A 14,573-nucleotide genomic window follows, 5' to 3' on the forward strand; every position below is an offset into this window, starting at 1 on the left:
GGTTTCATCGTGAGGAAGAATCCGCGGGGCGGCGCATGAGCTCCCGGTGCCCGTGCTCGAGCGGCGAACAATTCGACGACTGCTGTCGGCGGATCTTGCACGGCGAGGTGAATCCCGCCACAGCCGAACAGCTGATGCGGTCCCGATTCAGTGCATTCGCAGTTGCCGACGAGGCGTACTTGCTGGCGTCCTGGCATCCCGACACCTCGCCGGAGGGGATCGACCTGGACCCCGAGCAGAGGTGGTATCGCCTCGACATCCACCGTGTGCAGGCCGGTGGCCTGCTGGATCGCACCGGTGGCGTCGAGTTCAGCGCGTACTACCGACACCCCGAGGGCAACGGAGTTCTCCGCGAGGCATCTCGCTTCGTTCGCGAGAACGGCCGCTGGCTGTACCTCGACGGGACGGCCGCCGGCAGCTCGTGAGGATTGGAGTCGGTACTACCGCAGCTTCTGCGGCCGGTTCGTCGCCGTTCGCCTGGCTTCGACCTTTGCCTTGACTCGCTCTGCTTCCTCACGCACCTGCTGTTGGGTGCGGCGCTCCTTGACCAACCACTCTGGCATGTCCGCCAGCAGAGCGTCGATCTGCTCCGTGGTGAGGGCCTCGGTGACGCCGCCGCGAGCGAGACCGGCGATGGACACTCCGAGCTTGCGGGCGATGGCGTCCTTGGGGAACGGCCCGCTGCGCTGCAGATCGGACAGCCATTGCGGCGGATCACTACGTAGGGCGTCCAGTTCGGCACGGGTGACCGGGGTGGACTGGAACTCCTCCGGCGCTGCAGGGAGGTAGATGCCGAGCTTGTTCGCCGCGGTCAGGGGTTTGAGGTGCTGTTGCTTCTTCTCCGGGCTCACCCCGACAGCCTATCCGGCTCCGACGCCGAAGTACGCCACGGCCATCTCCTCGCCTACTGTGAGCCATGTGAACTTCGACGTGCAGACCCTCCGCTGGTACGTCGCTGTCGCCGAGGAACTGCACTTCGCACGCGCTGCCAAGTCGCTGAACATCGCGCGCACCAAGCTCAGTGGCGCCATCATCGACATGGAGGCGCAGCTCGGCTACTCGCTGTTCGTTCCCGGAGCGTCGCCGACGCAACTGACCGAGCGCGGCGCCGAGTTGCTCTCCTCCGCGCGGATCCTCGTAGCGGAAGACGACGAACGTGCACGCATCCAGGCCGCAGAAGCGTCGACGCAGACCCACACTCTGACCGTCGGCTTCACTGAGGGCGTCACTCCCACGAAGTGGGCACGAATCTGGAACGAACGATTCCCGGACGTCGCTCTCGACCTCGTTCCGACCACGGTCGAGACCCAACTGAAGCTGATTCACGACGGATCCGTCGACATCGGCTTCGTGCGGTTGCCGATCGAACGCGACGGGCTCGACGTGGTCGGTCTCTACGAGGAGGTTCCGGTGGTGGTGGTCCCGAAGGAGCATCCGGTAGCTGCCTTCGATCGCATCGGTGTCGTCGATCTGGCCGACGAGCACCTGCTGCAGGCCCCGGAGATCGTGCCGGAGTGGGCATCGATCGCCACCGAGGTCGCCGACGGTTCGGCTGCGCCCCTGCCGCCGACCGGTTCGAACGAGGAGCTGATCGAGTACGTCGCTGCAGGTCTCGGCATCGCCATCGTCCCGCAGTCGATCGCGCGTCTGCATGCACGCAAGGATCTCCTCTACCGGCCGGTCGACGGTGTAGCTGGTTCGCCGATCGCCATCGCGTGGCCGACCGGGCGCGCCAGCGCACACGTCGAGGAGTTCTTCGGAATCGTCCGCGGTAGATCGGTGCGCAGTTCGCGTGGCACCTCCCCGACCGCGTCGAGCACACCGCCGACCAAGAAGCCGAAGTCGGGCGCGCCCGCGAAGAAGACCACCGGCGCGAAAAAGACGACAGGCGGGGGAAAACAGGCCCGCACGACTACCCGCGGAAAACGCCCGAATCGCTGACGGAGGTCAGGTACCCAGGCCACGCAGCTTGTCGAGTTCGCGCCGCTCCCGCTTCGTCGGCCGCCCGGCTCCCCGATCGCGGCGCGGCACAGAGGCGAGGATCTCCTTCGGTGGGGGTGGTGGGCTCCGGTCGATCATGCACTCGGCTGCAACGCCGGCTCCGACGCGCTTGCCGACTATCCGCGTCACCACGACGATCTTCTCGAGTCCGCCGACGCGCATCCTGATCTCGTCGTCGGGTCCGATCCGCTGGCCGGCCTTTGCAGGTGTCCCGTTGACCCGAACGTGTCCCGCTCGGCAGGCCGCGGCAGCAGCGGAGCGGGTCTTGAACAATCGGACCGCCCAGATCCAGCTGTCGAGGCGGACACTCTGCATTTCGGACATCGACCGTCCAACCTACAAGATCACGCCGAACTGCGCGCGAATCCGGTCTTCACATGTCCAGCCCGAGATCGAGCGCCCGCACCGAATGTGTGAGGCCACCGACCGCCAGGAAGTCCACTCCGGTCCTCGCGTAGTCGTGTGCCACATCGAGCGTCAGTCCGCCGGAGGATTCCAGGCGCGTCATCGGAGACAGCTTGTCGCGGCGTTGTACGGCCATCTGCGTCTGCCAGAGAGCGAAGTTGTCCAGCAGAACCAGCTCGACGTCCTCCGCGAGCACAGCGTCGAGCTGCTCGAGGCTGTCGACCTCCACCTCGCACTCGATATCGGGCGCAGCTGCGCGCACCGCCTTCAGCGCTGCCACCACCGATCCGGCCGCGACGACATGGTTGTCCTTGATCAGGGCGGCGTCGCCCAGCCCCATGCGATGGTTGACGCCCCCGCCCGCCCGCACCGCGTACTTCTGGATCGAACGCAGCCCCGGCAACGTCTTTCGACTGTCGCGAATCCTGGTGTCGGTATCGGCGACCTCGGCGACCCAGGCTGCAGTAGTGGTCGCGATGCCGGATAGGTGGCACAGCAGGTTGAGCATGGTTCGCTCGGCGGTCAGAAGTCCCCGTGTCGGTGCGGTGACCGTGAGGATCGACTGACCCGGAGCCACTCGGGCGCCGTCGACCGCCCGGTCGACGATGTCGTAGTTGCCTGCCCCGATGACCTCGTCGAGCACGAGTAGTGCGATGTCGAGGCCGGCGACGGTGCCGGGCTCGCGCGCGACGACAGCGGCCGTGCAGGACGCGTCGGCGGGGACCGTTGCCGTGGTCGTCACATCGGATCCGTACCGGAGGTCCTCGTCGAGGGCTGTTGCGACCAGCGCGCGCACCTCGTCGACGTCCAACCCCTGCTGCCGGAGAGCGTCGTGCGCGCCCGAAGTGTTCGAGGTGATCTCACTGCTGGTCATGTCACTCCTGTCAGGGCGGCGGTGGATTCGAGTACCCCGTCGCGCAGACGCAGTCGAATGCTCCGCGCCGAGTTCTGGTCGAGGTTCGGAAAATCACGCCGGGTGTGCGCGCCGCGGCTTTCGCGCCGCTGTGTGGCAGCGAGGACAAGGGCCGATGCTGTGAGCGTCAGGGCTGCGTCCTCCCGGGCGTGATCGCTGGGCGGCGTTTCGCACGCCAGTGAGGTCAGCGCCGATGCCGCGTTCTGCAGGCCCTCCGAATCCCGGACCACTCCGGCGCTATTGGTCATCAGTTGCTGCAGAGCGGCTCTGGGGACGCTGCGGGTGGGGCCCACGGCCGCATCGAAGTCGGGGATGTCGAAGTCGGGGATACGGCGACCGCGTCGCTGCGCGGCGGCCACACCGGCACGCTCGCCTACGACAAGACCTTCGAGCAGGCTGTTCGAGGCCAACCGGTTCGCGCCGTGCAGACCGGTGCGCGCAACTTCCCCGGCTGCGAGAAGACCGGGAACGCTGGTGCGGCCCGAAACGTCGGTGACCACACCTCCGCAGGCGTAGTGCGCAGCCGGTGCCACGGGAACCAGGTCGTCGAGCGGGTCGATCCCGGCTGCGAGACACGATGCGGTGACCGTGGGAAACCGCGTGTGGAAGTTGCGGATCGCTCGCGCGTCGAGCCACACGTGTTCGGCGCCGGTCCGGTGCAGCTGCTCCGCGATCGCACGCGAGACGACATCGCGCGGAGCGAGGTCGGCGAGAGGGTGTATGCCCGTCATGAACCTCACCCCGTCCGTGTCGACGAGATGGGCACCTTCACCTCGAACGGCTTCGCTCACGAGGGGGCGAATACCGGTGGCCCCGGCGGCGAACAGCACCGTGGGATGAAACTGGACGAATTCGAGATCGGCCACTTCTGCGCCGGCATGCAACGCCAGCGCGATGCCGTCTGCCGTGGCACCTTCCGGATTGGTACTGCAGGTGTACAGCTGGCCGGATCCGCCCGTGGCCAGCAGAACCGAGGGCGCATGGACGACGCCGTAGCCGTCGGCGGAGGCTACGAGCAGTCCGGCCACCTCACCGTCGGCGAGGAGAACTCGAACGGCCGAGGTGTCGCGCAGAACACGGGTGTCGCGCAGAACAGGGGTGTCGCGCAGAACAGAGCCGTCGAGCGCGCGCTGTACCTCGGCTCCGGTCGCGTCGCCGCCTGCGTGCACGATTCGGTGCGCCGAGTGGCCACCCTCTCGTGTTCGCGCCCACGCACCGTCCGGTCCGCGGTCGAAGTAGGCCCCGAGCGTTTCGAGCGTGGCGACCGCACGCCGGCCGTCGGCGATGATCGATCGGGCGGCGGACTCGTCGCACAAACCACCGCCGGCCTCGCACGTGTCGGCGACGTGCGCGTCGACCGAATCCGCAGTCCGAGAATCACCGGGAACAGCGATGCCGCCCTGCGCGTAGCGGGTGGCCGTCCCGTCCGAGCCGCCCTTGGCGACCGTCACCACCCGCAGTCCGAGACGTGCGGCAGCCAACCTCGCGCTGAGCCCGGCGACGCCGGCCCCGACCACGACTAGGTCAGCGGACGCTTCCCACGAGACGGTCGTCCCGCGAGGTGTTCTCACTCCCCGCCGCCCGGATTTCCGATCTCGATCATGCGCTGCACCGACTTGCTCGCGACATGCGCGGTGTCGAGGTCGACGTGTACCTCGTCCTTGCCCTCGACGAGGCAGCGAAGCAGCGCGGCCGGAGTGATCATCTTCATGTAGCTGCACGACGCGCGATCGTTGACGGCTTGGAAGTCGACATCAGGGGCGGCGCGGCGCAGCTGATGCAGCATCCCGATCTCGGTGGCGACGAGCACCTGTTTGGCACCCGTGGTGCGGGCCGCGTCGAGCATGCCGCCGGTCGAGAGGATCTTGACCTTGTCCGCGGTGACGAACCCTTCGCCGGCGAGGTACAGAGCCGAGGTTGCGCAACCACATTCGGGGTGGACGTAGAGCTCTGCATCGGGGTGTGAGCGCGACTTCGCTGCAAGTTCGTCTCCGTTGATGCCGGCGTGCACATGGCATTCGCCGGCCCAGATGTGCAGGTTTTCCCGTCCGGTGACCCGTTTGACGTGGGCGCCGAGGAACTGGTCTGGCAGGAACAGGATCTCTCGGTTCGGGTCGATCGACTCGACCACCTCGACAGCGTTCGACGACGTGCAGCAGATGTCGGTGAGCGCCTTGATCTCGGCAGTGGTGTTGACGTACGAGACGACGACCGCGTGCGGGAAGTCGGCTTTCCACTCGCGCAATTGTTCGGCGGTGATGGAATCGGCCAGCGAACACCCGGCCCGCTGATCGGGGATGAGTACCGTCTTCGACGGACTGAGGATCTTGGCCGTTTCGGCCATGAAGTGCACGCCACAGAAGATGATCTCGTCTTCCGGAACCTCGGCTGCGATGCGCGAGAGCGCGAGCGAGTCGCCGACGTGGTCGGCGACATCCTGAATGGCCGGCAGCTGATAATTGTGCGCGAGCAGTGTCGCGCCGCGCTTGCGCGCCAATCGTTTGATCTCTGCCGCCCACTCCTCGGTGGGCTCGACGCCGCTGTACCCGCCTGGACCGTCGACGATGTCGGCCGTCCCGGCCCACACCGACTCGGTCGACGCTGCTGCATCCCCTGGCAAGCCCCGGGGTTCGAGCTCGGTTGCACTGCTCGCCATGGCGGTTCTCCTTCGTCCATCATCCGGTCCGCTGATGCCGGATTTCGTTCTTGCAGGTTTTCGACTTACAATCGAAAACATGCGCAATCGTAGCACTGTGCACGAAGTCCTCATCGCGGTCTTCCAAGTTCGCAGCTTCGGCGCAGGTAGGGCACCTGAACTAGCGGTACTGCTCTGGCAGCGCGCGAAGGACCCGGAGAAGGGAACCTGGTCACTTCCCGGCGGCGTGCTCGAGGACGACGAGGACCTCTCGACGTCGGCGCATCGGCAGCTCGCAGTGAAGGTCGATGTCCGCGAGGTCGCCCACCTCGAGCAGCTATCCATTTTCAGCGATCCCCACCGCGTTCCCGGTGCCAGGCGCATCGCGTCGAACTTCCTCGGTCTCGTGCCCTTCTATGCGGATCCGACGCTGCCGCCGGACACGGCCTGGCACCCGGTTGCGTCACTTCCCGAAGCATCGTTCGATCACGGCACCGTTGTCTCGCACGCGCGAAATCGATTGATCGCCAAGCTGTCCTACACGAACATCGGATTCGCTCTGGCTCCCGTCGAGTTCGCGATGTCGACACTGCGCGAGATATATTCCGCAGCCCTCGGCTATCACGTCGACGCCACCAACCTCCAACGCGTGCTCGGCAGGCGCAAGGTGATCGAAACCACAGGCAGGACGTCACCCTCGGGCAAAGCTGGAGGTCGCCCGCCGGCGCTGTACCGGTTCGCCGAATCGTCGTTGCGGGTGACCGACGAGTTCGCGGCGCTGCGCCCTCCGAACCAAACGCTGCCGGACTAGGGCCGCTCGGCCTCGACGTACTCGGTGCCGTTCGCGGACGCGCTCTCCAACTCGTCGCACGGCACGTCTTCGTCCGGGGTGTACCGAAGATTGTCGTGCGGATTCATCGCCGCCAGCAGCACGACGACAAGCGAGGTGATCAACGGCTGCACGACAAGCACGAGCAGGGACCCGATCCCGGGAGCTACCGACACCACCGACCCGACCGCCGAGTCCTCGGGGCGGGGGTGGATCAGGCCGGCGATCCAAATTCCGATTGCGAGCATCGCCGCGGAACCGAGAGCAGCACCGACGAGCAAGCCCAGGTACAACATCGGTCCACGGGCTCGCGTCCATGCCCAGAATGCCACCGGCAGCACAATTCCCGCGACGAACGCACCACAGGCGAACAATGCAAGCGCGTCGAATCGATGCAAACTCTCGCCCGTCAGAGCGGCCCCCACACCGGGAGCGACTACGACGACCTGCTCCGGCGGCGCCAGGACGGACCACACCAGACCGCTCAGCGCGCCGACGAGCACTGACACCGCTATGGGCAAACCGGCCATCCGCCTTCGCTGCATGGTCGTCACCGCTCTCCGAATGCAGCCGAGTCGATCGCCCCATGACGCGAGCATGTCGACGACCACCCGTGCGGCAATACCTGAACCACCCTGCGGCGTCCGCAGTCCGCACAGAATCGAGGCGGTTCCAGCCCGAGCATCACCGCTCGGGGAAGCCTGTCGCCATCCCCGGGCTGCACGGGACGTCCCGTGTAGGGGTTGTAGCGCTCGTCGCTCGTCACGCAGTCCACCTTAGATGGTGGAATTGAGCGCTTTGATCGGCATCCGCAGGCTGTCGAGCAGGTCGAGATCAGCCTCCGCTGGACGTCCGAGTGTGGTGAGGTAGTTGCCGACGATCACCGCGTTGATGCCGCCGAGCATCCCCTGCCGGGCACCGAGGTCTCCCAGGGTGAGCTCGCGGCCACCCGCGAATCGCAGAATGGTGCGCGGGAGAGCAAGGCGGAACGCAGCAACGGCGCGGAGCGCCTCGGAAGCCGGGAGCACGTCGAGATCTCCGAACGGCGTGCCGGGCCTCGGGTTGAGGAAATTGAGCGGAACCTCGTGTGGTTGCACTTCGGCCAGGTCGGCGGCGAACTCGGCCCGTTGATCGAGCGACTCCCCCATGCCGAGGATTCCACCGCAGCAGACCTCCATGCCGGCATCGCGCACCATCGCAAGAGTGTCCCGCCGCTCCTCCCACGTGTGGGTGGTGACCACCTGCGGGAAGTACGAGCGTGCGGTTTCGAGATTGTGGTTGTAGCGGTGTACGCCCATCCCGACGAGCCGGTCGACCTGCGCTTGGTCGAGCATTCCCAGCGAGCACGCAATGTCGATCTCGACCTCGCTGCGGATCGCCTCGATCCCAGCAGCGACGCGGTCGAGCAAGCGGTCGTCGGGCGCTCGTACCGCAGCGACAATGCAGAACTCCGTCGCGCCGGATTTTGCGGTCTGCTTCGCGGCTTCGACGAGGCTCGGTATGTCCAGTCGAACCGCGCGCACAGGCGACTCGAACAACCCGGACTGCGAGCAGAAATGGCAGTCCTCAGGGCAACCGCCGGTCTGCAGACTGACGATGCCCTCGACCTCGATTTCGGGCCCACACCACGCCATTCGGACCTCGTGAGCGAGAGCGAGCAGCTCCTCCAGTCGCTCGTCGGGTACGTCGAGCGCGCTCCTGACCTGCGCCCGGTCCAGCCCCACCCCGTCGGTCAGCACCTGCTCGCGCGCGATGTCGAGGATGTCGTTTCGGTCTGCTACTCGGCTCACGGACACTCCTGGTTCGGCAATACGCCATCGATAGTTGAACACCGCATAATTGAACACCGTTCAAGTTGAACGGCGTTCAGGCTATGCTGGGCATCGGACGGTGTCAAAAGCCGATCACGACAGGGAGTGTGGAGTGCAACTGCGCAGAGCCGACGTCCTCGACGGCGCGATCGCGATACTCGACGAGTACGGTCTGGGCGATCTCACGATGCGTCGACTGGCCACGTCGCTGCACGTGGGCCCCGGCGCCCTGTACTGGCACTTCAAGGACAAGCAATCCTTGCTGGGCGCGATCGCAGACGCGCTGCTCGCCGATGTCGACGCGCCACCCTCGGGTGAGACATGGGACGAGCGGCTGCGCGATCTCGCGCACCGCCTCAGAAATGCACTGCTCTCACGCCGAGACGGCGCAGAACTGGTCGCGGCCACCTACGCATCACGGCTGGTGACCAACAACATTCGCGAGCGCCTCGCCGCAGTGTGCATTCGCGCGGGCCTCACCCGTCGCGACGCCGAGCCGACCGCCGACACCCTGCTCTACTACATCCTCGGCCAGACCGTCGACGAGCAGGCGCGGATGCAGATGGACTCCGCGGGGGCACTCTCCGAACACGCTTCGCCCCTGTTCGAGACTCCCGATGCGACAACACGATTCAACTTCGGTCTCGGTTTGTTCATCGACGGTGTCCGCCACAAACTCGGCGAGAACGCCCGTATCTAACTGCCGCCGAAAATCGGTCCGAGACCGGCGCTGTTGGCAGTATTGCCCGCAAATGGATTGTCGTGCACCATGTACGTCCACGTCGATGTCGGACGCTGCAGACCTGCCTCGTCGAGGTCGATTCCCTCGGCGGTGATCTCCGCGGATTCGAACGTCGCGCAGGCCTGTTCCATCGCCTTGTTCGACAACTCCCCGAACGCCTCCACGGCAATGCGGTGATACTCGTCGAGCGGGTTCTCGCGTCCCAACGCACGCAGGTGGATGCTCTCCCGTACATCGGCCAGGTGAGCAAGGTACTCCGACCACGATCTATCGAGATGGAACAGCACGATTCGGCGCGCCGCCGTCACGAGCACATCCTCCGAGATCGACTCGCGCAACGTCGCCGCGCGGGCAGGGACAGCGGCGGACAACACATCGAGAGCCTCGTTCGAGGCCAGAAACGTCGCCCGTCGTGCGTCGAGGATGCTGCGGTGTTGCGCCGTCAGCTGGTTGTAACGCCACGTCCGCGAGTGCACCTCGAGCATCGTCCCCTCGGCGATGCGTTGGGCATGGTCCATTCTCGACGCCACCCCCGGCGCCGTGATCAGACCCGAATCATCGTGTTGCCCAGGCTTGTCCTTCGGACCCAGATTCGCTGTCACGACCTCGTCCTCCCAGCTCGAGAAGAACACCGACCGCCCGGGGTCACCCTGCCGACCGGCGCGACCCCGCAACTGATTGTCGAGTCGTTCGGTGGTGTGACGACCCGTCCCCACCACGAGGAGACCACCCAGCTCGGCCACCTCATCGCGTGCCGCGACGTCGCCGGAGGGGCCGCCGAGCTTGATGTCGGTACCTCTGCCGGCGATCTGGGTGGAGACCGTCACCGCGCCTCGAACGCCCGCTCGGGCAATCACATCCGCTTCCTCGGCGTCGTTCTTGGCGTTGAGAACCACCGCGGGCACACCTGCCGCCGCGAGCAACGCATTCACCTCCTCCGACTCGGCCACATCGTGGGTGCCGATCAGAATCGGCTGCCCGCTCTCGTGGATTTCCTTCACATGAGCCACCATGGCGGCGTTGCGGTGGGCCGCGGTGTCGTAGACGCGATCGGGCTCGTCGAGGCGAATGTTGGGTCGGTGCGGCGGAACGACGGACACACCGAGCCCGTAGAACTTCTTGAGTTGCTCACCGGCCGCCAGGGCCGTGCCGGTCATGCCACACACGGTTGCGTACCGGCCGATCAGTGCCTGGACAGTGATGGTGTCGAGGATTTCACCGGTCTCGGTGGGTTTGAGGCCCTCTTTGGTCTCCACTGCCGCCTGCAATCCGTCGGGCCACCGTTGTAGTTCGGCGACGCGACCGCGCGAGGCATTGATCAACTGGACCCGTCCATCACGGACGATGTAGTGCACGTCTCGCCTGACGAGCACCTGAGCGTGCAGGGCGACGTTGACGGACACGAGCGTCGATCCCACGTGCTCCTCGGAGTACAGGTCGATTCCGCCGAACTCCTTCTCCACTCGCTCTGCACCAGAGTCGGTGAGGAAGACGTTCCGGCCGTCGGTGTCGGTGTCGAAATCCGTTCCGGCTTCCAGGAGGCGAACTGTCTCGATGACCTTCGCCGCCGGCACCTCGGTCGAGACCGAGCCCGCCAGCACCAGCGGCACCAGAGCCTCGTCGACCAGCACCGAATCTGCTTCATCGATCAATGCCACGTCGGGTGTCGCCGTCACCAGGTCTTCGGCGTCGTCCACGAGATGGTCGCGAAGCACATCGAAACCGACTTCGTTGACCGAGGCGTACGTGACATCGCTGCCGTATGCCGCCCGACGCTCGTCGAGCGTCGAGGATTCGGACACCGAGCCGACCCGAATGCCGAGAAGGCCGAACATCGGGCCCATCCATTCAGCATCTCGACGAGCAAGAAAATCGTTGATCGACACCACGTGCACGGAGCGGCCAGACAGGACGTATCCGACGGCGGCCATGGCTCCGGCCAGTGTCTTGCCCTCGCCGGTCGCCATCTCGACGACTTCGCCTTCGAGCATGCGAAGCGCGGCAAGGAGCTGCACATCGAACGGGGTCATGCCAAGCGAACGGCTCGATGCCTCACGAACGAGTGCCAGGTATCGCGGGACATCGAGTTCGCTGCCGGTGTGGACGCGCAGCTCGTTGGCCGCGGTGGCGATGTCCGTATCGGACAACGCGCTCGCCCAGGCCGAATGCGCAGCCGCCCGGTCCACCTGAGTACGCGAACGCGCCTGACGCTTCTGCGCCGAGCGCCCGAGCACCTTCCAGAACCGATCAGAACCGAATGCCATTCACCAATCCCTACATGCGAAGCCACCGCGATGCTCGCGCATCGTCTCTACCAGCCTACTGACGGCGCCGCTGCATTCCTCCAGGCCGAGGGTTACGGTCGACATCGAGCGCTGTTCGAGTCCATCGCTGTTCGAGTCCATGGAGTACGCAGCGAGTTCCGACGAAGGAGTACATCAAGTGAGCACTACCACCGAGACCGCCATCCTCGCCGGAGGTTGCTTCTGGGGCGCCCAGGAGCTGATCAGGCATCAGCCGGGCGTGCTGTCCACTCGCGTCGGATACTCCGGGGGTGACGTCCCCAACGCGACATACCGCAACCACGGCACGCACGCGGAAGCAGTCGAAATCGTCTTCGACTCATCTGTGATCTCGTACCGGGACCTGTTGGAGTTCTTCTTCCAGATACACGACCCGTCGACGAAGAACCGTCAGGGGAACGACGTGGGAGTGAGCTACCGCTCGGCGATCTACTTCACCACCGACGAACAGAAGCGAGTGGCGCTGGACACCATCGCCGACGTCGACGCGTCAGGATTGTGGCCCGGAAAAGTCGTCACCGAGGTGACCGCAGCAGGCCCGTTCTGGGAGGCCGAGCCCGAACACCAGGACTACTTGCAGAACTACCCGAGTGGCTACACCTGCCACTTCGTTCGCCCGGGCTGGAAGTTGCCCCGCCGCGAAGTAGCAGGCAGCTAGCCCAGTCGGCTGCCTCTTCGGGCCGGTGCGCGAGGCGTGTTCGATCGCACACCGGCCACCGGTGGTCGGCGATTGTTCTCCGAGGTGAACGCAAAGTATCGTTCGCGCCAACAGGACATCACCCCGATAATCGCCGACCCCCGGAGCTTCAGCCCCCTTATGCACGCCCAGTACTCACCAGCAGGCGTCGCGGAGACAGATGCTCACGCCGTTGCACCGACGAAGCCGCGTCCGGCGTTGCGGGAGGATCTCAACGGTCTCCGCGGCGTCGCAATTGCGCTCGTGGTGGTATTTCACGTCTGGATGGGTCGGGTCTCCGGCGGCGTCGATGTGTTTCTCACCCTCACCGGTTTCTTCTTCACGGCGTCACTGATTCGCGCGGCCGCATCCGGTGGGTCGTTGAATCCGTTCACTCGGCTCGGACGCGTGCTGCGCCGCCTCGGACCGCCGCTGGTGATCGTGTTGCTCGGCGTCGCGATCGCCACTATCGTCCTGCTTCCGCAGACGCGGTGGGTCGATATCGGCAACCAATTGATCTCGGGTGTCTTCTTCTTCGTGAACTGGGAGTTGGCGTCGACGTCACAGGACTACCTGGCAGCCGATCCCGATGTCAGCCCTCTCCAGCACCTGTGGTCGGTCGCTGTTCAGTTCCAGTTCTATCTGGCGGCGACCCTCCTCGTATTCGGTCTGGCCTGGGTTCTCCGTCGCTCACGAGGCGGACACAGATTCAGTCCCCACCCGCGAATCTTCTTCGTGATCTTCATGGGCATTGCAGTGGTGTCGTTCGTCTACGCCGCCGACGGCACGGCGCGCCTGCAGTCCTGGAATTACTACGACACCGGTGCGCGCCTCTGGGAGATCCTGCTGGGCGCAGCAGTCGCGGCTCTGTTCGCGTGGCGGCCGCCCAACTCCGGCTCCTGGGCCGACCTGTCTTGGTCGAACCGAGCGTCCAGAACAGTCCTCGCTTCCGCTGGCCTGATCGCGATCCTCGCCTGCGGCTTCGTGGTGAGCGGGGTCGAGGAGTTCCCGGGCCCGTGGGCGCTGCTCCCGGTCCTGGCGACGATCGCGCTGGTGATCGCCGGGCCGAACACGGCGGTGGCGCACCTGCTCAGCACCCGGTTCAGCCTGTGGCTCGGGTCGATCGCGTTTCCGCTGTACCTGTGGCACTGGCCGATACTGATCTTCACGCTCGCCTACACAGGTGCACCGACGGCAGACTTCGCCACCGGCGCACTCGTCATCGCCGCGTCGGTCCTTCTCGCCATGGGCACGGTTCGGCTGTTGGAAAAGCCGGTGCAGGCCTCCCCCCGATCGTTCCACGCCACAACCATCGCAGCCGTTTCGGCAGTACTCGCCGCTGTGCTGGTAGTCGGTGCCATCAGCTGGGATCACTTCATCCGGCAGTCGGTGGCCGACCTCCAGGCCACCTCCACCTTGGATCCCGCGCTCTACCCGGGGGCACTCGCACTGACCAAGGGCAACGTGCCCGACGACGCCGAGGTGGTCCCCGAGCTGTTCTCCGCTCCGGAGGATCTCCCGCAGAGCACGATCGACGGGTGCATCGCCGACTTCGAGACGACCGACGTGTTGAGCTGCGAATACGGCGATACCCTCGCCTCTCGAACAGTGGCCCTCGCAGGCGGCTCGCACGCCGAACACTGGCTGACCGCAGTGGACCTGCTCGGGCGCGAACAAGGGTTCCGCGTTGTCACGTTCCTGAAGATGGGGTGCCCCCTCACCGCAGGACACATGGTGCTCCTCGGCGACAACGAATACCCGGGGTGTGTCGAGTGGTCACGAGCGGCGCTCGATCGCATGGGGGAACTCCGACCGGACTACGTGTTCACCACGTCGAGCCGCCCGAGAGAGCAAGGCCCCGGTGACTACACCCCAGATTGGTACATCGACGTCTGGAACGAACTGGCGTCCTACGGCATCGAAGTCCTCGGGGTACGCGACAACGCGTGGCTCGCCCGTGAGGACGTCGCATATCGGGCTATCGACTGCCTCGCCGACGGTGGTGACGCGACATCCTGTGGGATGCGCCGAAGCGATGCGTTGGATGCGGTCAACCCGACCCTCGCCGCATCCTTCCGTCAGCCGGCCGTCCTGCCACTCGACCTCACGAACGCGCTCTGCGACACAGCAGTCTGCCGCGTCATCGAGGGCAACGTGCTGATCTACCGCGACGAACATCACCTGACCGCTACATACATGCGCACGATGGCACCCGAGCTGGGTAGGCAGATAGCTGCCGCGACCGGCTGGTGGTAAGC

General features: G+C 65.7%; 15 protein-coding genes. 6 read left to right on the forward strand and 9 right to left on the reverse strand.

From position 1 onward, the window contains the following. Positions 1-35: 35 nt before the first annotated feature. Positions 36-425, forward strand: coding sequence for a YchJ family protein (locus tag KVY23_RS07865; RefSeq protein WP_230555968.1), 390 nt, complete (start codon positions 36-38; stop codon positions 423-425). A gap of 15 nt (positions 426-440) precedes the next feature. Here KVY23_RS07865 and KVY23_RS07870 read toward each other — a convergent pair whose 3' ends face one another. Beyond that, positions 441-851 (reverse strand): DUF5997 family protein, encoded by a 411-nt coding sequence (locus KVY23_RS07870; RefSeq protein WP_075840583.1) that lies wholly within the window; start codon positions 849-851, stop codon positions 441-443. A gap of 67 nt (positions 852-918) precedes the next feature. Between KVY23_RS07870 and KVY23_RS07875 the strand changes: the two genes are divergently transcribed. After that, positions 919-1,941: a LysR family transcriptional regulator gene (locus KVY23_RS07875; protein ID WP_230555969.1), complete on the forward strand. Its 1,023-nt coding sequence runs from the start codon at positions 919-921 to the stop codon at positions 1,939-1,941. A gap of 6 nt (positions 1,942-1,947) precedes the next feature. On the opposite strand, the gene KVY23_RS07880 is transcribed toward KVY23_RS07875, so the two are convergent. From KVY23_RS07880 to nadA, 4 genes are read right to left on the reverse strand one after another with little or no spacing between them, the layout of a single operon-like run. Next, the gene (locus KVY23_RS07880; RefSeq protein WP_075840582.1) at positions 1,948-2,325 is read right to left on the reverse strand and encodes an RNA-binding S4 domain-containing protein; all 378 of its coding nucleotides are present in this window, start codon (positions 2,323-2,325) and stop codon (positions 1,948-1,950) included. A 49-nt stretch (positions 2,326-2,374) separates the two neighbouring features. Next, positions 2,375-3,280 (reverse strand): carboxylating nicotinate-nucleotide diphosphorylase, encoded by a 906-nt coding sequence (gene nadC, locus KVY23_RS07885; RefSeq protein WP_230555970.1) that lies wholly within the window; start codon positions 3,278-3,280, stop codon positions 2,375-2,377. Further along, on the reverse strand, positions 3,277-4,890 hold the full coding sequence (locus KVY23_RS07890; protein ID WP_230555971.1) for an L-aspartate oxidase: 1,614 nt from the start codon (positions 4,888-4,890) through the stop codon (positions 3,277-3,279). Before KVY23_RS07890 ends, nadC begins: the two co-directional genes overlap by 4 nt. Further along, positions 4,887-5,975, reverse strand: a complete 1,089-nt coding sequence (gene nadA, locus KVY23_RS07895; RefSeq protein WP_230555972.1) for a quinolinate synthase NadA — start codon at positions 5,973-5,975, stop codon at positions 4,887-4,889. Before nadA ends, KVY23_RS07890 begins: the two co-directional genes overlap by 4 nt. A gap of 79 nt (positions 5,976-6,054) precedes the next feature. On the opposite strand from nadA, the gene KVY23_RS07900 reads away from it, so the two are divergent. Next, positions 6,055-6,765 carry an NUDIX domain-containing protein gene (locus KVY23_RS07900; protein ID WP_230555973.1) on the forward strand — a complete coding sequence of 237 codons (711 nt, stop codon included), beginning with the start codon at positions 6,055-6,057 and terminating at the stop codon, positions 6,763-6,765. Here KVY23_RS07900 and KVY23_RS07905 read toward each other — a convergent pair. From KVY23_RS07905 to bioB, 3 genes are read right to left on the reverse strand one after another with little or no spacing between them, the layout of a single operon-like run. Then, positions 6,762-7,313: a DUF2567 domain-containing protein gene (locus KVY23_RS07905; RefSeq protein WP_230555974.1), complete on the reverse strand. Its 552-nt coding sequence runs from the start codon at positions 7,311-7,313 to the stop codon at positions 6,762-6,764. The two genes, KVY23_RS07900 and KVY23_RS07905, sit on opposite strands and share 4 nt — an antisense overlap. 20 nt (positions 7,314-7,333) lie before the next feature. Further along, positions 7,334-7,549, reverse strand: coding sequence for a hypothetical protein (locus tag KVY23_RS07910; RefSeq protein ID WP_075840703.1), 216 nt, complete (start codon positions 7,547-7,549; stop codon positions 7,334-7,336). Positions 7,550-7,559: 10 nt separating this feature from the next. Further along, on the reverse strand, positions 7,560-8,573 hold the full coding sequence (gene bioB, locus KVY23_RS07915; RefSeq protein WP_075840702.1) for a biotin synthase BioB: 1,014 nt from the start codon (positions 8,571-8,573) through the stop codon (positions 7,560-7,562). A gap of 133 nt (positions 8,574-8,706) precedes the next feature. Here bioB and KVY23_RS07920 point away from each other — a divergent pair, with 133 nt between their 5' ends. Next, complete coding sequence (locus tag KVY23_RS07920) at positions 8,707-9,294, forward strand: TetR/AcrR family transcriptional regulator C-terminal domain-containing protein (protein WP_206509746.1); 588 nt, start codon at positions 8,707-8,709, stop codon at positions 9,292-9,294. Here KVY23_RS07920 and secA2 read toward each other — a convergent pair. After that, entirely contained in the window at positions 9,291-11,600 is a 2,310-nt protein-coding gene (secA2, locus tag KVY23_RS07925) for an accessory Sec system translocase SecA2 (protein WP_230555975.1), read from the reverse strand. The genes KVY23_RS07920 and secA2 overlap by 4 nt on opposite strands. A 139-nt stretch (positions 11,601-11,739) precedes the next feature. On the opposite strand from secA2, the gene msrA reads away from it, so the two are divergent. Continuing rightward, the gene (gene msrA, locus KVY23_RS07930; protein ID WP_206509744.1) at positions 11,740-12,297 is read left to right on the forward strand and encodes a peptide-methionine (S)-S-oxide reductase MsrA; all 558 of its coding nucleotides are present in this window, start codon (positions 11,740-11,742) and stop codon (positions 12,295-12,297) included. A 36-nt stretch (positions 12,298-12,333) separates the two neighbouring features. Further along, a complete protein-coding gene (locus KVY23_RS07935; RefSeq protein ID WP_230555977.1) occupies positions 12,334-14,571 on the forward strand; it encodes an acyltransferase family protein in 2,238 nt (745 codons plus the stop codon). Positions 14,572-14,573 lie beyond the last annotated feature (2 nt).

This window comes from Rhodococcus sp. I2R (assembly GCF_020889545.1).
GTDB lineage: Bacteria > Actinomycetota > Actinomycetes > Mycobacteriales > Mycobacteriaceae > Rhodococcoides.

Coding starts and splice junctions, on each gene's coding strand:
- KVY23_RS07865 (WP_230555968.1), top strand. CDS start 36: ATGAGCTCCCGGTGCCCGTGCTCGAGCGGCGAACAATTCGACGACTGC.
- KVY23_RS07880 (WP_075840582.1), bottom strand. CDS start 2,325: ATGTCCGAAATGCAGAGTGTCCGCCTCGACAGCTGGATCTGGGCGGTC.
- nadC (WP_230555970.1), bottom strand. CDS start 3,280: ATGACCAGCAGTGAGATCACCTCGAACACTTCGGGCGCGCACGACGCT.
- nadA (WP_230555972.1), bottom strand. CDS start 5,975: ATGGCGAGCAGTGCAACCGAGCTCGAACCCCGGGGCTTGCCAGGGGAT.
- KVY23_RS07900 (WP_230555973.1), top strand. CDS start 6,055: ATGCGCAATCGTAGCACTGTGCACGAAGTCCTCATCGCGGTCTTCCAA.
- KVY23_RS07905 (WP_230555974.1), bottom strand. CDS start 7,313: ATGGCCGGTTTGCCCATAGCGGTGTCAGTGCTCGTCGGCGCGCTGAGC.
- secA2 (WP_230555975.1), bottom strand. CDS start 11,600: ATGGCATTCGGTTCTGATCGGTTCTGGAAGGTGCTCGGGCGCTCGGCG.
- msrA (WP_206509744.1), top strand. CDS start 11,740: ATGGAGTACGCAGCGAGTTCCGACGAAGGAGTACATCAAGTGAGCACT.